The following is an 18,725-nucleotide window of genomic DNA, read 5'->3' as shown; positions in this document are numbered from 1 at the left end:
GGCTTCGATTATCCTGAGCGCCGTGCCGCAGCATTGACCGCGATCAACATCGGGCGCGCACGGGTCAACAGCATCCGCCGCGTTTGCCGGACTTTGCCTTGCCGCGGCGGTCGGTCATCGCATGGCATGCCTTGTCGCATCGCTCGCCCTTGTCGTCGGGCGCGGCCGGATCGCCAGGCACGACGATCAGGTGGGCTCCGCCGCCACAGGCCGGCAACACCAGCATTTGCGCGTCGCTGGCGAGCGGCGTCATCGCAAGACCCGCCGACGCCAGAATGGTCGCCAGGGAACGGAGCATCACGGACCGTTCTCCCGCTCGTCTTCGTCGATGAAGATACGCAGCGCGGCCCCGTCCAGATCGTCGAACTGACCGTGGTTCAACGACCAGAGGAAGGATCCGAGACCAATCAGGCCGAGCGCCAGAGCAATCGGAATCAGGAAGAGAAGCCCGTTCATCGCGCGCCTCCCTTCATCCGTTTGAGCCGCATCGCATTGCCGACGACGATAAGCGACGACCCCGACATGGCGACGGCAGCGATCAGCGGTGTGACGATGCCGAACAGCGCAAGCGGAACCGCGACGATGTTGTAACCTATCGCGAGCGCAAAATTCTGGCGAACGACCCGCTGCGTTTGCCGCGCGACGCGCACCGCCTGAACCACGGGCATCAACCGGTCGCCAAGCACGATGAAATCGGCGGCGTTCTTGCCCGCGTCGCTCGCCGATCCGGGCGCGATCGAGGCGTATCCCGCAGCCAGCGCCGGACCGTCGTTCAGCCCGTCGCCGACCATGAGGACCCGATGCCCCGCACCCGATTGGCGCCCGATCGCCGCGAGCTTGTCTTCAGGCCGCATGCCCGTCTGCGCGGTCAGTCCCAGCGCGCGTGCTACCGGTGCGACCGCCTCAGCCCGGTCGCCCGAAAGGATCGTCGCCGCGATGCCTTCATCGCGGAGCGCGTCGACGGCCTCGCACGCATCGGATCGCACCGCATCGGCGAAATGAACCCGCGCAGCGGGGGTACCGTCGATTGCCAGTTCGGTCACGAGCGCGTCGCCGGCAACCGGCCCCTGCGGACGACCGAGCGTGACGATATGGTCGTGCCACCGCGCCGCGACGCCAAAGCCGGGCGATTCGCGTACCGAATCCACCGCTTCGGCTTGCACCCCCGACGCGACGAGCGCGCGGGTCAGTGCTTCGCTGAGCGGATGGCGGCTGACCTGTGCGAGGGCCAGCAGCAGCGGGCGATGCACCGGATCGAGAGCATCGATATCGGTTGCGATCGGTCGGCCGAGAGTCAACGTCCCGGTCTTGTCGAACATCGCCTGGTCGACCTCCGCCAGCCGCTCCAGTGCCGAACCGTCCTTGACCAGAATGCCCAGGCGCATCAAGGCGCCCGCCGCGACGATTTGCGCCGCGGGTACCGCAAGGCCGAGCGCGCACGGGCAGGTGATGATCAGCACCGCAACCGCGATCAGAAGACTCTGATGCCATCCCGCGCCTGCGAGCATCCATCCTGCGAAGGCGGCGAGCGCGAGGCCGTGGACCGCCGGCGCGTAGAGGCGCGCGGCGCGGTCGGCGATCCGGACATAGCGCGACTTGCCCTGCGCCGCCTCGCCCATCAGCCGCGCGATGTCGGCGATCGCGGTGTCGGCGCCCGCCGCGGTGATCCGGACGCGGATCGGCGCAGCGAGGTTGAGCGTCCCGGCGTGCACGGGATCGCCGACATGCACAGCCTGCGGCGCGCTTTCGCCGGTAAGCAGGGAGAGATCGATCTGGCTGTCGCCGGTTGTGACGATCCCGTCGGCGGCAAGGCGTTCGCCAGCGGCGACAAGCATGACCATCCCCGCCTCCAGCGCGGTCGCGTCGACCCATCGCGTCGCCGCAACCCCTTTCAGGACCATGGCGCCGGTGCCCATGTTGCGCAGCAGCGCCGTGACGCCGCCGCGCGCCCGATCGCGCATGACGCTGTCGAGCCAGCGCCCGCACAACAGGAAAAAAAGCAGCATGACCGCGCTGTCGAAATAGGCGTGGATGCCATGCGTCGCGGTCTCATAGAGGCTGAGGCCGGTCGCCAGCAGCACCCCGATGCTGATCGGGACGTCCATGTTGGTGTGCCGGTGTCGCAGCGCGCGCCACGCGGACCGGAAGAAGGGCCGTCCGGAATAGGCTATCGTCGGAAGCGCGATGGCGGCCGAGAGCCAGTGGAACAGGTCGCGCGTCGCACCGGCTGCGCCCGACCAGACCGATACCGACAGCAGCATGATGTTCATCATCGCAAAGCCCGCCACCGCCACCGCGCGCAGCAACTCGCGGCTCGACGCCGCTTCGGGGGCGACCTCGCCCACCGCGTCGCCGATCGGATGCGCCTCGAACCCCAACAGCGAAAAGGCGCCGATCAAGTCGGGCATCGCGGCATCGGGCGTGTGGGTCAGGTGGACGCGCTTTTCGGTGAAGTTCACGCGCGCCGCCGCGATCCGCTTGTCGCGCACAAGGCCCTGTTCGAGCTTCGATATGCAGCCCGCACAGCGGATGTCCGGTACGGCGAAATCGCGCTCGACCAATGGCATGGCGGCCGCGGCGCTCATTGCAGGTCGACCCGGTACCGCGCTTCGTCGGCGCCGCGGCGCACCGCGAGATCGAGCCGCCACCGCCCCGCCGGCACGCGCTCTTCCGACACCAGGCGGCCGCCGGCGTCCGGCACGAAGTGCATCGCGGCCGGTGGCGTGCGGCCGAGCGGGTGGCTCAGCGTCGCGGTCACGGCAAGACCGGCGAGCGGCCGCCCGCCGCGGTCTATCGTCAGGCGGGCTCGGCGATCGGGTCCCAATGTGGCGCCGGCCGTCCACCCCAGCCGGTCCTGTGCCGCGGCGCGCCGAAGCCATTCGTTGTAATGCTGGCTGGCGACATAGCTGTTCTCCACCACCGCACCGCCGAAGGTCGAAAGCGCGAACCGTGCCATGGCGAAATTCACGGTCATCACGACCGCGAAGAAGGCGACGAGGATCGCCGTCATGTGCCAGCCGGTGAAAGACTTGCGTGTCCGCTGGGTCATTGTCCCGTCTCCGGCCGATCGAACTGGATGATTTCGCTGTCGCCGCGCGGATCGCCGTCGAGACCGCGCGTGGCGAGGGTAAAGTCCTGCCGCGCCGGTCCGGCGCCCGGCGCCGCCACGAACAGCCTGGCCCGCGTGACGCTGTCGGCCGGCAGGGTCAGTTCGATCCGCTGCGCACCGGACGCCCGCGCACCCTCTTCGGTCCACAACGCGGCCTCCGCAAGGCCCCGCATCGTCACCTCGACCCGGCGCGGACGCGTTTCCATGTTGCGCAGCTTCACCGTATAGCTGTTTCGGATATGACCGTCCGACAGCTGGACGTAGAGGGGACTGCGCTCGTGCTGGACCGCAAGGTCGAGCCGGGCCCGCTGGCCGAGCGAAAAGAGCATCGCGGCGCCGATCGCACACCAGATAGAGAAATAGACGATCGTGCGCGGGCGCAGCAGCGTCTTGCGCACCGGCTTTGCCGCGCCGCCGGCCTTTTCCGCCGCCGCATCCTCGAGCGTGCAATAATCGATCAACCCGCGCGGACGCCCGACCTGCGCCATCACGCCGTCGCAGGCATCGATGCACAGCGCGCAGGTGATACAGCCGATCTGCGGGCCCTGCCGGATATCGATGCCCGTCGGGCAAACCGCGACGCACTGGTTGCAATCGACGCAGTCGCCGAACGCGCCCGGATGCTTATCGGCCTTCTTGACGCTTCCGCGCGGTTCGCCGCGCCAGTCCTTATAGGTCACGAGCAGCGATTTTTCGTCCATCATCGCGGTCTGGATGCGGGGCCAGGGGCACATATAGATGCACACCTGTTCGCGCATGAACCCGCCGAGGACGAAGGTCGTGGCGGTAAGGACGGCCACGGTGCCATAGGCGACCGGCGCCGCCTGCCCGGTCCAGAAGGCGTGCGTCAGCGTCGGCGCATCGGCGAAATACATGATCCACGCGCCGCCGGTCCAGAAAGCGATCGTCAGATAGACCGCATATTTGAGCGCGCGCTTGCCGACCTTTTCCAACGTCCACGGACCGTTCGCAAGGCGGATCTGCGCATTGCGGTCGCCGTCGATCAGGCGATCGACATGCTGGAACAGGTCGGTCCACACCGTCTGCGGACAGGCATAGCCGCACCACGCACGTCCGACCGCGCTGGTGACGAGAAACAGCCCGATCCCCGCCATGATCAGCAGGCCCGCGACATAATAGAATTCATGCGGCCAGATTTCGATCTGGAACATGTAGAAGCGCCGGTGCGCAAGGTCGACGAGCACCGCCTGGTCCGGCGCATAGGGGCCGCGGTCCCAGCGTATCCACGGCGTGCCGTAATAGACGGCAAGCGTAAGCGCCATCACCAGCCATTTGAAGCGGCGGAATGGCCCGTCGACCGTCTTCGGATAGACGCCCTTGCGCGCGGCATAGAGCGACGCGGAGCCGCCGGTGAGGTCTTCAGGGCTGGCCATCGGCTCCCTGCCCTTCCGCGGCGGTGGCCGTCGCCGGCGCCGCTTCGCCTCCGCCGAGCGAATAGACATAGGCGGCGAGCATCTTGATCGTCACCGGATCGAGCCGCTCGCCCCAGCGGGGCATCACCCCGTTGCGCGGGCTGGTGACGGTCGCCGTAATGCTCGCGCGGTCGCCGCCATAGAGCCAGATCGCGTCGGTCAGCCTCGGCGCCCCGACATCGCGGCCGCCCTGCCCGTTGGCACCGTGGCACACCGCACAATTCGCCTCGAACAGCGTCGCGCCGCGCGCCGACGATACGCTCGGCTTTTCCTGCCGGCTGATGACGCGCACATGACTGACGACATCGGCGATCTGTCCCGCGTCCAGGATGCCGTCGCGGCCAAAGGCCGGCATCAGGCTGGTGCGCGTCGCCTTGTGATCGGGGTTCCGGATGCCGTGCGTGATCGTATAGTCGATCCGGTCGAGATCGCCGCCCCACAGCCAGTCGTCGTCGGTCAAGCTGGGATAGAGTTTCTGGACCCCGGCCCCGCCCGACCCGTGGCATTGGACGCAGTGGACGCGGAAGGCCGCGCCGCCGCCCTGCACGGCCGCCTGCATCAATTCGGGGTGCGCGGGCAGGTCGGCGACAGGCGTCGCGGCGATCGCATTGATCACGGGCGCGCGGCGTTTCGCGTCGGCTGCAAGCTCCTGCTCCAACTGGCCGCGGCTCGTCCAGCCGAGCATGCCCTTCGTCGCGCTGTTCACCATCGGCCACGCCGGATACAGGACGACATAGACCAGCGCCCAGGCAATCGTCAGGTAGAAGGTCCAAAGCCACCAGCGCGGCAACGGGGTGTTCAGCTCTTCGATGCCATCCCATTCATGGCCGACCGTGCTCGTGCCGGTGGCTTCGTCGATACGCTGTTGGTCAGCCATGCTCGTCGTCCTTGAAGATCATCGTTGCGGCCTCGCGATTGCGGTCGCCCGCACCGGGGCGGAACGGCCAGGCGATCAGGCCGATGAACAGCAGCGCCATGCACAGCAGGCCCCAGCTGTCGGCAAAATGGCGAAGGTCGTTGTACGTCATCGCGCCGCTCCAGCCGGGGCGGCCTCGACATGCGCCTGTTCCTGCGGTGCGGCCTTGTCGACATCGACGAGGGTGCCAAGCATCTGGAGATAGGCGATCAGCGCATCCATCTCGGTCACCCGGAACGGGTCACCATCGAAATCGCGCACCTGCGCCTTCGGATAGCGCTGGGCGAGGTCGCCGGCGCCGGCATTGGGATCGGCCTGTGCGCGGACATCGTCGTTCGCCTTTGCGATATCGTCCTGCGTATAGGGGACGCCGACGCGGTAAAGCGCCGTCAGGTCGTTGGCCATGTCGCCGGTCTTCAACTCGCGATCCGCCAAAAAGGCATAGGGGGGCATGATCGATTCGGGCACGACGCTGCGTGGGTCGATCAGGTGTGCGCGATGCCACTCGTCCGAATAGCGCCCGCCGACCCGCGCAAGGTCCGGCCCGGTCCGTTTCGACCCCCATTGGAACGGATGGTCGTACATGCTTTCGGCGGCCAGGCTGTAATGACCATAGCGCTCGACCTCGTCGCGGAACGGACGGATCATCTGGCTGTGGCAGACGTAGCAGCCCTCGCGCATGTAGATGTTGCGCCCGGCCAGCTCGAGCGGGGTGTAGGGCCGCATGCCGTCGACCTTTTCGACCGTATTGTCGATCCAGAAGAGCGGCGCGATCTCGACGATTCCGCCGATCGCGACGGTGACGAGCGCGAACAGGCCGAGCAGCGTGATATTGCGTTCCAGCTTTTTATGGCTGAAGCGCGGTTCGGCGGGTTGGGTAGCCATTTTCTGGGCGCTCCTCATTCGGCGGGAACGGGCGCGAGCGGGCGATCCGCCGCGGCGTTATAGGGGGTTTCGGTCATGGGCCGTTCGGCGCGGACGCGGCCGGCGAGCGTCGCCCAGACGTTGACGAGCATGATGACGAAACCCGCGAGATAGAGCGCCCCGCCGGTCGCGCGGATCAGATACATCGGGTGCATTGCGGCGACGCTTTCGGCAAAGCTGTAGACGAGGTAGCCGTCGGCGCCATATTCGCGCCACATCAAGCCCTGCATGATGCCCGCGACCCACATCGACGCGGCGTAAAAGACGATCCCTACGGTCGCGAGCCAGAAGTGCCAGTTGACCATGCGCAGGCTGTAGAGCCGCGGCCGACCCCACAAGCGCGGCACGAGATAATAGACGCTGGCGAAGGTGATCATGCCGTTCCAGCCGAGCGCGCCCGAATGGACGTGGCCGATCGTCCAGTCGGTATAGTGCGACATCGAATTGACCCATTTGATCGACATCATCGGGCCTTCGAAGGTGCTCATCCCGTAGAAGGCGAGCGCCATCACCATCATGCGGATGATGGGGTCGGTGCGGATCTTGTCCCACGCGCCGTTCAGCGTCATCAACCCGTTGATCATCCCGCCCCAGCTCGGCATCCACAGCATGATCGAAAAGACCATGCCCAGCGTCTGCGCCCAGTCGGGCAGCGCCGTGTAGTGCAGGTGGTGCGGTCCCGCCCAGATATAGAGGAAGATCAGCGACCAGAAGTGGATGATCGACAGGCGGTAGGAATAGACCGGCCGCTCGGCCTGCTTCGGCACGAAATAATACATCATCGCAAGGAAGCCGGCGGTCAGGAAGAAGCCGACCGCATTATGCCCGTACCACCACTGGGTCAGCGCATCCTGGACCCCGGAAAAGGCCGCGTAGCTCTTTGACCCGAGCAGGCTGGCCGGCATCGACAGATTGTTGACGATGTGCAGCATCGCGATCGTCACGATGAAGCTGAGATAGAACCAGTTCGCGACATAGATGTGCGGCTCGCGCCGCCTGACGATCGTGCCCACGAAGACCGCGAGATAGGCGACCCAGACCACCGTCAGCCACAGGTCGACATACCATTCGGGCTCGGCATATTCGCGCGCCTCGGTGACGCCCATCAGATAGCCGGTGGCCGCGAGGACGATGAAGAGCTGATAGCCCCAGAAAACGAAGCGAGCGAGCGTCGGAAAGGCCAGCCGCGCGCGGCAGGTACGCTGGACGACATAGAAGCTCGTCGCGATCAGGGCATTGCCGCCAAAGGCAAAGATCACCGCCGAGGTGTGGAGGGGGCGCAGCCGCCCGAAGGTCGTATATTCGAGATTGAGGTTGAGCACCGGAAACGCGAGCTGGAGCGCAATGTACAGGCCCGCGAGGAACCCCGCCGTGCCCCAGAATAGCGTCGCGATCACGCCCCACCGAACCGGGTCGTCATCATAGACGCCCTGGTCGGCGGGCATTTTCAACAGGCCGCGGGCGATCGCGTCGAAATCGGCACGGGAAACGGTCGCCCAGAGCGCGACAAGGCAGGCGACCGCGACGATCCCCATATGCACCGCGAAGGGCGCATCGACCGCGGATGCGGCCATGACGAGCGCGACGAGCGCCAGCGCCATCCATCCGCCCGCTTTCGAAACCAGACTTTCCATGTTCGCGAATCCCCGCTCGGCGCGGCCGCCCCGGCCGCAGTACGAGATCGCCATGAACGTCCGGGCACCGCGAAACATTGATACGGATCAACGAAAGAATTGCGCCGTATCAATGTGTCGGCACGCCGACGAGCGCAGGGGAAGCTCCGCCAACAGAGGAGCCATGACAATGAAAACGCGTACCATCTCCCTTATCGCCCTGGCCGCCGCCACGGCGATCCCCGGACAGGCTTTTGCAAAACAGGGCGACGTCCAGTTCAAGGTTCTCGCGACGCTGGTCGCCCCCGACGGCAAGATCAAGGACGTCAAATATGACGGCATCGGCCTGCCCGCCGGAACGCAGACCAAGGCGAACGACAATGTCACGCCGACGATCGCGGTCGAATATTTCGTGGCCGACAATGTCTCGCTCGAAACGATCGCCGGGGTGACCCAGCACGATGTCGACGGTCGCGGCGCGCTCGACGGAGCCGAACTTGTGTCGGATGCCAAGATCGTTCCCGCGACGCTGACGCTGAAGTATCATTTCGGCTCCGACACGGCGATCCGCCCCTATGTCGGCGCCGGGCCGAGCTATTTCATTTTCATCGACGAAAAGCCGGGAGCGGCAGCCCGCACGCTCGGCGCGACGCGGCAGAAGATGAGCGACACGTTCGGCTTCGCGCTGCAGGCGGGCGTCGACGTGCCGCTCAGCGCGAACGGCCTGTTCGTTTCGCTTGACGCCAAGCGCTATTTCCTGCGCCCGAAGGCGACCTGGTATGCGGGCACGACCGAAGTGTTGCAGACCAGGCACAAGCTCGATCCCTGGGTGATCAGCGCCGGCGTCGGTTTCCGCTTCTAGCGCCCTTGCGCGGCGCGGCGGTCGGGCCCCATCCCGCCGCTGCGCCGCGCGGCGCCTATCGGGCGGGTTTCAGGTTGCGGTCGGCAAAGGCGATATAGGCCGCCCAGTCCGCGGCGGTAATATCGTGCTTGCCGGTCCGGATATGATAGCCGATCCGCGCCCCGACCGAACGGTCGGGCGGCGGCATCTCGTCGCATCCCGGACCATCGAACCCGAACAGGCGATACACTGGCCCGGCAGCGCAGGCGGCGAGGAACTCGCCCCTGGGATCGGACCACCAATCCTCGGTCGCGCTCGCCACATAGACGGGGCGCGGCGCAATCAGCGCGATCAGTTCGTGGGCGTCGACCGGCAGCGCGGTCTCGCGTCCGGCAAAGGTCTTGAACCGCGGCGCGAACCAGTAATCGTTCATCACGCGGATCGTTTCGCCGAACGCCCGGCGATACAGCGCCGCGCCCCCCTCGCCGCTATCGTTCGCAACGACCATCGCGAAACGCGGGTCGGTTGCCCCCGCCCACAGCGCCGCCTTCCCATAGCGCGAGTGCCCGATCGCGATCACCCGCCCGGCGTCAACGTCGGGATCGGTCGCAAGATAGTCGTAGACGCGGCTCAGTCCCCACGCCCAGGTCGCAATCGCCCCCCACCCATCGGGGGCCGAAGGGCTGATCGGATAGGCAGGCTGGATACTTTCGGCGCGCATGTCGTCGCCGTCGGGGTAAAGGTCGCCCGGAAAGAAGGTGGCAACGCCATAGCCTGCCGCGAGGATCCGTTCGATCGGCCATTCGCCCGCGTCGATACCGCGCGAATCGGCGGTCGCGCGATGCTTGACGATCCCCTCGCCGGGCGCCGCGATCCAGCTATGCGCGATGTCGATCGCGGGGTCGGTCGAAACCGCCTGATTGCCGTGGAAATTCAAGCCCGCAAACAGGGGCACCGGTGCCTTTGCGCCGGCGGGAAGATAGATCAGGACCGAGGTTTGCGGCCCGTGGTCGGTGCCGTCGAGATAGAGCGTCACCTGCTTGCGGACCGCCCGGCCGCCAAGCGCCTGGCGGTCGAGGTCGGTCACCGCGAAGCGGATTGCCCCCGGCGGCGCCGGAGCAACGCCATAGATGGTCCGCTCGAACAGCGCGAGCAGTTCGCCGCGGCGTTGCGCGGTCCATTGCGCGGCGCTCGTGACGCGGGTGCCGTCGGCCATGACGAGCGGATCGGGCAGGGCATAGGCGGGCACCTTCGCCTCGTCGGAATTGCCATCGAGCTGCGCCCCGGCGGGCGTCGCCATGCAGAGCAGCGCCGCCGGCGCCAGCCGCAGAAGGCGAGAGAGGCTGGAAGCAGAATTCATGCGTCCAGCCTTCTCCCCCTTATGCCTTCCGATCAAGGATCAGAAGTTGATGTGGAACCCGACCTGATACGACCGGTCGAGCTGATTGCTCAGCGACGGCTGCAACGGGGTTCCGTAATATTGGTTCTGGTAGGCGATCGTGGCGTTGACCATGTCCGCCTTGATCGAAAGCCAGTCGTTGACATTGTAGGTCGCCGACACGTCGAGCGATTCCTGCGGCGCGTTCCACACGCTCAGATTCGCGTCGGCGTTGTTGCTCTGGATGCTGCGCGAGCGCCAGTTGTACGACACGTGCAGCGAGATCGGCCCCTTTTCGTATATGCCGGTGACGTTGTAGGCATTTTTCGAAAGCTGGTCGGCGGGAACGCGGCGGTCGATGCCGACCACGTCGAGCTTGCTGTCGACATAGGTGTAGTTCGCCTGAACCCCGAGCCCCGACAGAAAGCCCGGCAGGAAGTCGAAGAACTGCTGATAGGTCAGCTCGAAGCCGCGAATCTTGCCGTCGCCGCTGTTGCGCGGACGGCTGACCTGATAGACGTCGCCGTTAATCGTTTCGTCAGCATAGAATTTCTGGATGAACCCGCTGACATTCTTCTGGAACAGCGCCACCGCCACATAGTTCGACCTGCCGAAATAATATTCGAGGCTGGCGTCATATTGATCGGCCTTTGTCGGCTTCAGTGCCGGGTTGCCCCCGCTCGCGGTCAGGCTGACCGGGTTCAGCAGCAACGCGGGCGACAAATTGCCGAAATCGGGCCGCGTGATCGCCTTGGAATAGGCGAGACGCAGGAAGAGGTCGGGGGTGAACTGGAACCGGATATTGGCGCTGGGCAGCCAGTTTTCATAGGGTGTGCCACCGGTCAGCGGCTCATAGTCGCCGGCATCGTTCTGCACCAGGACCGTCTGCTCGCCGTCGGTCCGGACATAGCGCACACCCAGATTTCCATCGACGGGAAGCGTTCCGAGATCGAAACCGAACTGCGCTTCGGCATAGCCTGCCAGCGTCGTCTCGCGATAGTCGTAATGGCTGCCCGGCGCGCCCGCGGGGTCCCCCGGCGGCAGGCCGAACAGGCTGCGGTTGCGCGCCGCATCCACCATGTAGCGATGACTGATCGCGACCCATTGGTTCGTCGACGCATCCTGGTCGGTGAACAGATCGCCGGGTGTCAGTTCGGTGATGTCCGAATAGGGCCGCGTCAAACCCGCGCCGCTCTGCGAGAAGAAGTCGTAGATCGCGCGGTGATGCGCCCAGCGAAAGCCCGCCATCAGCGTCTTGATCGGCCCGGCATCGACGTCATAGGTCGCGTCGACCCGGAACGAGGGTTCGCGGCCGTCCTGCTGCGTCCCATATTCGAAATAGCTGACATTGCTCCAGGCATCGGGATCGGTCAGATCGACCCCCGACACCGCGACGTCGGGCGTGTCGCCGGCCAGGCTGATATCGGCCTGGTCGGCGCGGGTCTGGATCGTTGCGCTGCGGTAGTAGAAGGGCCCTTCGCTGCGCACATAGGATGCCTCGGCCGACAGGGTGAAGCGATCCGACGAATAGCTGCCGCCGAACGCCACGTTGATCGTGTCATAGGGATTGTCGGCCTGCCCGGCGGTCGACTTCACCACCGGATTGGCAAGCGAATAGCTTGCGGGAACCGACGATCCGTCCTTGAACGCGGGAACGCCCACGCCCGTCGTCGCCCCGTCGGTCTGCACCGAAAGCTGCTGCGTGTACGAATGGCCGCCCGAATAATTGTAGATCGTGTCGAGATGCAGTTCGACCGCGTCGCTCGGACGCCACTGGAGCGCGCCGTACAGGCCGGTGCGAGCCCGGTTTCCGGTCTCGTAGCGCGGGCGCACCTGCGACGGCATGGTCACGGCGTCGCCGGTTCCGCCCGTCGCACCGTCGCCGTCGACATCGAACAGGCTCGTGTTCGTGCCATAGCTGTTGGTCGAAACCTGATAGCCGCCCGAATAGAAACGCTCGAACTGCGCGCCGAGCAGCACGCCGATCTCGCCGATGCCGGTCTGCCAGCGGTTGGACACGACCCCCGACACGCGCGGCCCGGCCTTGTCCTGGAATTCCGAATAGGTCGCGGCGCCGGTGAAGGCGACGTGAAAGCCGTCGAAATCGAAGGGGCGCGCGGTGTGGATGTTGATCAGGCCGCCCAGGCCGCCTTCGATCTGGTCGGCGGTCGCGGTCTTGTAGACATCGACGCCCGACAGGATGTCCGACGAGAAATCGAGCAGGTGCGCCACGCGATCGGTCGTGCCGAACAGTTGCCGGCCGTTGACGGTCGTCATCACCTGCTTCAGGCCGTGAACGACATAGGCATTGCCCTCGCCCCGCGTATTGCGCGAAATCTGCACGCCGGGGATTCGCTGGAGCGTTTCGGCGATGTTGGTGTCGGGCAGCTTGCCGATGTCCTCGGCGACGATCGAATCCTGGATCTGGCCCGAATCGCGCTTGATCGCCGCCGCATTGCCGAGCGACGCGCGCAGGCCGGTGACGATGATCTCTTCGGTGCCCGCAGTCCCGCTTTCGTCCGCTGCCTGTGCAAAGGCCGTCCCCGGCATGGCCAGCATCAATGCCGCCACCGCGGCAGAGCCCAGCAGGGAAATCTTATCAGACATCTTCCTCTCCCGACATTCTCGGGCACGCGCCCGCTTTTTCTAGGAATTTACGACCATATCAATCAACCTTTCTGATATCTCAGTCAAGCAATTTCACGCATATAATATGCTTTTTCTGCGCGATCACGTCGATTTATTTGAGATATCAGATAAATTCCCCGCCCTCGCCGTCCGTGGCGGTCAATCGAGTTCGACCGAATCGAGGTCGAGGGGTGCCCCGGCCGCAATGTCCAGCGTCGCGCGATGGTCGCCGGCGTTGATCGCATCGGGCAGGACGATCGAGAGGTCGCGCCATCCGCGCCCCGGGGTGAACGACACGATGGCGCGCGCGATCTCGATTCCGCTCACATCGACAATGCGCAACAAGGCATCGCGGGGCGTATCGCCGTCGAGCGCGTAACGAACGCGGAGCGTCGGCCGACCGGCGGCGCCGGTCTTGACCGTCCAGCTCACCGCCGCCTCAGCCTTGCCGACCGCGCCATAACCGGTCCCCGCATAGCCCTGGCGACTGCTGGCGATGGCAAGGCCGCTGCGCTGCATCTCGGCCGCCTCGACCTGTCGCAGCCCTTTGCCCTTCGGCGATCCGAAAGCCCCGGGCGTGTAGGGAGAGGGCAAGGCGCGTTGCACGATCAACGGCGCCGCACCGCGGTGGGACACCCACTCGCCTGCCCGCGCTTCGCGTTTGGCAAAACGGTACGGCACGATTTGTCCATCCCTCACCGCACCGGCGGTCCATCCGGTCGGGGTCCAGCCCTCCGGAACCTCGGCGCCCTGCCGTAGCGCCAGATAGACGTCGGCATCGACGCGCGGGCGTACCGCTACGTCGCCCGCGTCCGTGGCGGCATCGGGCCGCAGCCAGTCGCTGTCGAGCAAATCGGCCGGCAGCTTCGTCCATTCCTCGGAACGATCGACGAACAGGGGATCGCCGTTGTCGAGATAGGGCCGCGGGGCGCCGCCGCGACTGTCGGCGATCAGGTCGGTGCCAGGCGCCTCGGGCACCGCCTGCCCCGGATCGGCGGCGGCAATCGCGATCGCCGATACGAGGGCCTGTCCCGCCGCGACCCGCGGAAAGGAGAGGGTCAACGCGCCGTCCGCCGCCTCGACCTCGATCACCTTCTTGACCGCACCGCCGAAGCCCGCCGCCGCGAACAAATCGACGTCGCTCAGCCGGGTTTCGCCATTTACCGCCACATCGAACAGGCGCCAGCCGCGGGCGTCTATTCCGGCGCGGCCATACCAGGGCTCGGCGAAGTACAGCTCCACCCGGTAGCGACCGGGCGCAACCGGGAAGCGGTAGCGCAATTCGCCCCGGCCGTAGCGATAGGTCTGGAACAGCGCCGCGTCGCGAGCGCCGCGGATGGCATCCGACGTCTTGCCGCGGCTGCCCAGTCGCGGATCGAGCGCGGGATAGGCATCGGCCCAGCTCGTCCACCCCCATTGGGCGCCGTCGCCGAAATGGCGATCGGCCTGCCACGCCTGCCCGTCGCCGTCGACGATTCCCGGTCCGCCGGCATTGACGCGGTACAGATAATGCCATCCCTTCGCCGCGCGCATCGAAACGGTCGGGGTCCCCGCGACGTCCTTCGCCCCGGGCGGGGGCGGCAGATGATAGAGCATCACCCGATCGCGGGCCGCGACCTTGCCACCGACAAGGCAGGCCGCCGACAACCGGTTGTAACGCACGGGCACGTCGTTCCACACGAACCGCTGCGTCGCATCGCGGCGCCGGCGCCCGAGCGACAGCCTGCCCGCTTCATCGTTGAACAGCTCGACCGCGTCGCAGTTGGAATAGACTTCGATGTGCGATTTGGCGCCGGGCGCCGTCCAGCGGTCGGGCCAGCTGTGCGAGACGATATAGACCATCGGCGCCACCGCGGCAGAGACCTGGCGCGCACGAAACATGTAATAGGCGTCGAGCGGTTCGCCCCAGAGCGTCATCAGGCCCTTGTTGTTCGACGGCCCGACATGGTCGAGCGGACGGATGCCGTCCCAGATCTGGGTCCCGTCCTCGCGCATCGCCCGGCCGGGGTTTTCGTGACTGGCGAGCAACCACTGGAAATGTCCGACGCTGCTGTCCGCGACCGAGTCGGCCAGGCGCGCCTTCTGCTGTTCCAGCGTCGCCATCCGCTCCTCGGAATGCGCGTCGGAAAAGGGCGGCTCTTCGTGCAGGCCCAGCGACCGCCAGGCGCCATATTCGCCGACCAGTCCCTGACGTTGCAGTTCCTCCGCATATCGATCCGGATCCCCGCCATAGGTGCCCGACCAGTTCTGGGGCACGTTCCAGTCGGTGCCTTCGCCGCCGTTGCAGGTCACGACCAGCCGCTCGACCGACGCGGTCGGGTCGAGCCGCCGGATCAGCGCGGTCGCTTCCTCCGCAAACGCCTTGGGAAGCTGGCTTTCATTCTGCAATCCCCACAGGAAGACCGCAGGATTGTTGCGTCGTTCGCGGACCCAGTCGCCGAGCAGCGACAGGAAGTTCGCACGATAGGAGGGATTGTCGAACCAGTTGTGTGCGCTGAACTGCGGCCACCAGAGCAGTCCGTCCTCGGCGATCCGTTCGCCATAGCGCAGGTTGTGCGGGTAATGGCCGTCGCGAAAGGCATTGAAGCCGGCCGCTTCGACCTGGGCGACGCGGGCCGCGACCTGTTCGGACGAAAAAGCATGGCTGCCGCCCAGCAGATGTTCATATTCGGCCGTACCGCGGATCGCGAAGGGCTTGCCATTGAGCAACAGGCGCCGCCGCCCGTCCGGCTCCTCGACGATCGCGACGGTGCGGATACCATAGGGCGTGCTCAGCCGGTCGCGCACGACCCCGTCCTCGCGAATCTCGGCGACGAGCGTATAGAGCGTCGGATGGTCGGGCGACCAGAGGCGCGGGTTGCGAATCGTCGGCAACGATTGGTCGATCGTCGCGTCCTCGCCCGCCGCGATCCGCACGCTGCGCCGCGCTTCGGCCACGACCCGCTTTTCGGGATCGACCAGGCGGGTGACGACTTCCAGCGCGCGCGAGCGCGCCGACGGGTTCTCGAACTCGGTGCGGGTGCGAAGCGTCGCGGTTGCGGCGTCGATCGCCCCGGGTTCGCCCCAGGCATAGACGCCGAAGGGACGCACGCGCACGTCGGCGGTCCGCACGACATGGACAGGTCGAAAGATGCCGAATGGTTGCGAGCCTTCCGAAAAGCCCATCTCCGGCTGGTCGTCGCCCGGCGCCCACGGCAGGTCGGTGATCCCCTTGGGATTGTCGGCCCTCACCACAAGCACGTCGGGCCCTGCCCGAACCGCCTTCGTCACCTCGACTTCGAAGCTCGTCAGGCCGCCGCCGTGGCGCCCGACCGCGACGCCGTTCAGCCACACCGTCGCATAGGCGTTAACGCCTTCGAAGCGCAGGAAGATGCGTTCGCCTGCGGCGGCCGGCGCGATGTCCAGCGCCTTGCGATACCAGGCGGTTCCGTGCCGCGATCCGTTGCGGACCTGACGGTTGTAGGAATAGCCCTGCCAATTGTGCGGCACCGATACCGGCGTCCAGCCGCTGTCGTCGAAGCCCGGTGCGGTCGCATCGCCTGCCGGCATCGTCGCGCCGTCCGCGGCGCCGGCGTCGAAGACCACCGATCGCCAGGAGCCCTCGACCGTCCGGTCGCTGCGCTGCGCCAGCGCGGCGGCGGGCAGCAGCGCGAGCAGCGACGCCGCGGCGAGCCATGCAGGCCGGCTCACCAGTTCCACAGCGTGCCGTCCGCCAGCCGCGCGACCGGAAGCTGTTTCGGGTCATAAGGGTATCGCGCCGCCAGCGTCTCGTCGATCTCGACGCCGTGGCCGGGCGTGTCGCCCGCGATCAGATACCCGTCCTCGAACCGGTAATCGTGCGGGAATACGGCGTCGGTTTCGGGGCTGTGCCGCATATATTCCTGGATCCCGAAATTCGGGACCCAGCTGTCGAAGTGCAGCGCCGCCCCCATGCACACGGGCGACAGGTCGGTGGCGCCATGACAGCCCGTGCGAACCTGGTACAGGCTGGCGAGGTCGGCGATGCGCCGCAGGTGGGTGATCCCCCCGGCATGAACAACGGTCGCCCGGATATAATCGATCAGCTGGTTCTGGATCAGCTCGCGGCAATCCCAGATGCTGTTGAATATCTCGCCGACCGCAAGCGGCGTCACCGTATGCTGGCGGATCAGGCGGAACGCCTCCTGATTCTCCGCCGGGGTCGCATCCTCGAGCCAGAAGAGACGATAGGGCTCCAGCGCCTTGCCAAGCCGCGCCGCCTCGATCGGAGTCAGCCGGTGATGCACGTCGTGGAGCAGCTCGATCTCGTCGCCGTGCACCGCGCGCAATCGTTCGAACAGCTTGGGCGCATGCGTCAGATAGGCGCTCGTCGACCACAGGGTTTCGGTCGGCAAGGCACCGTCGGCGGGTTCGTAGTAAAGATCGCCGCGGCCGACGCCATAGGCCCCGCGGACCCCGGGTATTCCGCTCTGCGCGCGCACGGCGCGGTACCCCATGTCGCGATAGACGCCGACCTGGTCGACCGTTTCTTCGATATCCGCCCCGTTCGCATGGCCGTACACGAGCACGCCCTCGCGCGAACGCCCGCCGAGCAGCTGGTGCAGCGGCATTCCCGCCGCCTTCGCCTTGATGTCCCACAGCGCGGTGTCCACGGCGGCGATCGCCGACATCGTCACCGGCCCGCGCCGCCAATAGGCGCCGCGATACAGAAACTGCCAGATATCCTCGATACGGTGGGCGTCGCGACCGATCAGATTGGGGATCACATGGTCGGCCAGATAGCTGACGACCGCCAGTTCGCGGCCGTTGAGCGTCGCGTCGCCGATTCCCGTCACACCTGCATCGGTTTCGATCTTCAGCGTGACGAAATTGCGACCGGGACAGGTGACGATCACCCGTGCATCGCGAATGCGCAGCGCACCGCCATTGCCTGCCGTCGATCCGGCCTCGCCCAACTCTCCCACCTCACGTCCTTTCACTCTAAGTTATCAGACTAATTGCCTGAACGCTTGCTGATAGGCAAGGGGGAAGGTGAAAGTCGAGGGCGATCGATGGCCCCGCCCCGTCAGGGGCATCAGAAAGCGGCGAGCCGCTCGGTGCGCGTCCGCAGCTCGGCCGCCTCGGCCTGGACGCGGCGAATCCCGTCCAGCTCGGTCGCACGGAGAAGGTTGTCGATGACGCGGCCCAGATGATCGCGCATCGCCTGTCGCGCACCGGGGCCGTCGTGCGCCGCGATCGCGTCGATGATCGCGCGGTGATCGTCGATCATCGGCTTGATCCCCGCGGCCCGCGACCGGGCGAGCATCCGTTCGCACAGCGGCGACCGGTGGCGAATGTCCCACAAGGTCTGGATCACCAGCACCATCGCGTCATTGTTCGTGGCCCGCGCGATCTGGACGTGAAACGCGCGATCGGCGAGCTCGTCGCGAAGCTCGCCCTTGTTTTCCTCGATCATCGCGTCGAGGATTTCGCGAAGTCGCGCGATCGCGGCCTCGTCGGCGGTGATCGCCGCCAGCGCGGCACATTCCCCTTCGATCAGCCGCCGGGCCTCCGTAAGCTCGAACGCGCCGATGTCGAGCTCGCTGGCGTCGATCGCGCCGCTCGACCGCTCGGTCACATAGACCCCCGACCCGCGCCGCGCCTCGACCAGGCCCAATATCTCCATTCCGATCATCGCCTCGCGTACCGTCAGGCGGCTGACGTCGAATCGCTCGACCAGCACGCGTTCGGGCGGCAGGCGGTCGCCCGCCTTGTAGCGCCCGGCGGCGATATCGGCCTGGAGGGCGTCGATGATCGCCTGATAGAGTTTGGGCGCGGCGGCTTTGGTCATGGCGTCTCCTTCACCGCTTGCGGATATCGCATCGGGACGGCGCTGTCACCGTTGTCAGCGCATGCCGCTTGCAT

The 18,725-nt window shown here is 66.3% G+C and carries 15 protein-coding genes; 1 reads left to right on the top strand and 14 read right to left on the bottom strand.

Annotated features, from left to right (window positions below; all coding sequences use genetic code 11):
• Nucleotides 1-64: 64 nt before the first annotated feature.
• The 9 genes from AC58D2_RS01135 to ccoN are packed head-to-tail and all read right to left on the bottom strand — an operon-like array spanning nt 65 to nt 8,016.
• On the bottom strand, nt 65-301 hold the full coding sequence (locus AC58D2_RS01135) for a hypothetical protein (RefSeq protein WP_497386509.1): 237 nt from the start codon (nt 299-301) through the stop codon (nt 65-67).
• On the bottom strand, nt 298-456 hold the full coding sequence (ccoS, locus tag AC58D2_RS01130; protein WP_497386507.1) for a cbb3-type cytochrome oxidase assembly protein CcoS: 159 nt from the start codon (nt 454-456) through the stop codon (nt 298-300). Before ccoS ends, AC58D2_RS01135 begins: the two co-directional genes overlap by 4 nt.
• Complete coding sequence (locus tag AC58D2_RS01125) at nt 453-2,585, bottom strand: heavy metal translocating P-type ATPase (RefSeq protein ID WP_497386505.1); 2,133 nt, start codon at nt 2,583-2,585, stop codon at nt 453-455. Before AC58D2_RS01125 ends, ccoS begins: the two co-directional genes overlap by 4 nt.
• On the bottom strand, nt 2,582-3,049 hold the full coding sequence (locus tag AC58D2_RS01120; RefSeq protein ID WP_497386503.1) for a FixH family protein: 468 nt from the start codon (nt 3,047-3,049) through the stop codon (nt 2,582-2,584). Before AC58D2_RS01120 ends, AC58D2_RS01125 begins: the two co-directional genes overlap by 4 nt.
• Nucleotides 3,046-4,503 (bottom strand): cytochrome c oxidase accessory protein CcoG, encoded by a 1,458-nt coding sequence (gene ccoG, locus AC58D2_RS01115; protein ID WP_497386501.1) that lies wholly within the window; start codon nt 4,501-4,503, stop codon nt 3,046-3,048. Before ccoG ends, AC58D2_RS01120 begins: the two co-directional genes overlap by 4 nt.
• On the bottom strand, nt 4,490-5,419 hold the full coding sequence (gene ccoP / locus AC58D2_RS01110) for a cytochrome-c oxidase, cbb3-type subunit III (protein WP_497386499.1): 930 nt from the start codon (nt 5,417-5,419) through the stop codon (nt 4,490-4,492). Before ccoP ends, ccoG begins: the two co-directional genes overlap by 14 nt.
• Nucleotides 5,412-5,570: a cbb3-type cytochrome c oxidase subunit 3 gene (locus tag AC58D2_RS01105; RefSeq protein ID WP_497386497.1), complete on the bottom strand. Its 159-nt coding sequence runs from the start codon at nt 5,568-5,570 to the stop codon at nt 5,412-5,414. Before AC58D2_RS01105 ends, ccoP begins: the two co-directional genes overlap by 8 nt.
• Complete coding sequence (gene ccoO, locus AC58D2_RS01100) at nt 5,567-6,343, bottom strand: cytochrome-c oxidase, cbb3-type subunit II (protein WP_497386495.1); 777 nt, start codon at nt 6,341-6,343, stop codon at nt 5,567-5,569. Before ccoO ends, AC58D2_RS01105 begins: the two co-directional genes overlap by 4 nt.
• A gap of 14 nt (nt 6,344-6,357) precedes the next feature.
• Complete coding sequence (gene ccoN / locus AC58D2_RS01095; RefSeq protein WP_497386493.1) at nt 6,358-8,016, bottom strand: cytochrome-c oxidase, cbb3-type subunit I; 1,659 nt, start codon at nt 8,014-8,016, stop codon at nt 6,358-6,360.
• 169 nt (nt 8,017-8,185) lie between these two features.
• Here ccoN and AC58D2_RS01090 point away from each other — a divergent pair, with 169 nt between their 5' ends.
• Complete coding sequence (locus tag AC58D2_RS01090) at nt 8,186-8,857, top strand: OmpW/AlkL family protein (RefSeq protein WP_497386491.1); 672 nt, start codon at nt 8,186-8,188, stop codon at nt 8,855-8,857.
• A 55-nt stretch (nt 8,858-8,912) separates the two neighbouring features.
• On the opposite strand, the gene AC58D2_RS01085 is transcribed toward AC58D2_RS01090, so the two are convergent.
• From AC58D2_RS01085 to AC58D2_RS01065, 5 genes are all read right to left on the bottom strand, one after another.
• Nucleotides 8,913-10,196: an alpha/beta hydrolase family protein gene (locus tag AC58D2_RS01085; protein WP_497386489.1), complete on the bottom strand. Its 1,284-nt coding sequence runs from the start codon at nt 10,194-10,196 to the stop codon at nt 8,913-8,915.
• Between the two features lie 39 nt (nt 10,197-10,235).
• A complete protein-coding gene (locus AC58D2_RS01080) occupies nt 10,236-12,821 on the bottom strand; it encodes a TonB-dependent receptor (protein ID WP_497386487.1) in 2,586 nt (861 codons plus the stop codon).
• A gap of 180 nt (nt 12,822-13,001) precedes the next feature.
• Nucleotides 13,002-16,532, bottom strand: a complete 3,531-nt coding sequence (locus tag AC58D2_RS01075) for a malectin domain-containing carbohydrate-binding protein (RefSeq protein WP_497386485.1) — start codon at nt 16,530-16,532, stop codon at nt 13,002-13,004.
• Nucleotides 16,529-17,737: a D-mannonate dehydratase ManD gene (manD, locus tag AC58D2_RS01070; protein ID WP_497387145.1), complete on the bottom strand. Its 1,209-nt coding sequence runs from the start codon at nt 17,735-17,737 to the stop codon at nt 16,529-16,531. Before manD ends, AC58D2_RS01075 begins: the two co-directional genes overlap by 4 nt.
• A 158-nt stretch (nt 17,738-17,895) precedes the next feature.
• Nucleotides 17,896-18,651 carry a FadR/GntR family transcriptional regulator gene (locus AC58D2_RS01065; RefSeq protein WP_497386483.1) on the bottom strand — a complete coding sequence of 252 codons (756 nt, stop codon included), beginning with the start codon at nt 18,649-18,651 and terminating at the stop codon, nt 17,896-17,898.
• Between the last annotated feature and the right edge of the window lie 74 nt (nt 18,652-18,725).

The organism is Sphingopyxis sp. CR5, assembly GCF_059693785.1.
This window is presented reverse-complemented; position numbering and strand designations above follow the sequence as displayed.

Excerpts from the sequence above, each read along its gene's own strand:
- ccoS (WP_497386507.1), bottom strand. The coding sequence starts at position 456 with ATGAACGGGCTTCTCTTCCTGATTCCGATTGCTCTGGCGCTCGGCCTG.
- AC58D2_RS01125 (WP_497386505.1), bottom strand. The coding sequence starts at position 2,585 with ATGAGCGCCGCGGCCGCCATGCCATTGGTCGAGCGCGATTTCGCCGTA.
- AC58D2_RS01120 (WP_497386503.1), bottom strand. The coding sequence starts at position 3,049 with ATGACCCAGCGGACACGCAAGTCTTTCACCGGCTGGCACATGACGGCG.
- ccoG (WP_497386501.1), bottom strand. The coding sequence starts at position 4,503 with ATGGCCAGCCCTGAAGACCTCACCGGCGGCTCCGCGTCGCTCTATGCC.
- ccoP (WP_497386499.1), bottom strand. The coding sequence starts at position 5,419 with ATGGCTGACCAACAGCGTATCGACGAAGCCACCGGCACGAGCACGGTC.
- AC58D2_RS01105 (WP_497386497.1), bottom strand. The coding sequence starts at position 5,570 with ATGACGTACAACGACCTTCGCCATTTTGCCGACAGCTGGGGCCTGCTG.
- ccoO (WP_497386495.1), bottom strand. The coding sequence starts at position 6,343 with ATGGCTACCCAACCCGCCGAACCGCGCTTCAGCCATAAAAAGCTGGAA.
- ccoN (WP_497386493.1), bottom strand. The coding sequence starts at position 8,016 with ATGGAAAGTCTGGTTTCGAAAGCGGGCGGATGGATGGCGCTGGCGCTC.
- AC58D2_RS01090 (WP_497386491.1), top strand. The coding sequence starts at position 8,186 with ATGAAAACGCGTACCATCTCCCTTATCGCCCTGGCCGCCGCCACGGCG.
- AC58D2_RS01085 (WP_497386489.1), bottom strand. The coding sequence starts at position 10,196 with ATGAATTCTGCTTCCAGCCTCTCTCGCCTTCTGCGGCTGGCGCCGGCG.
- AC58D2_RS01080 (WP_497386487.1), bottom strand. The coding sequence starts at position 12,821 with ATGTCTGATAAGATTTCCCTGCTGGGCTCTGCCGCGGTGGCGGCATTG.
- AC58D2_RS01065 (WP_497386483.1), bottom strand. The coding sequence starts at position 18,651 with ATGACCAAAGCCGCCGCGCCCAAACTCTATCAGGCGATCATCGACGCC.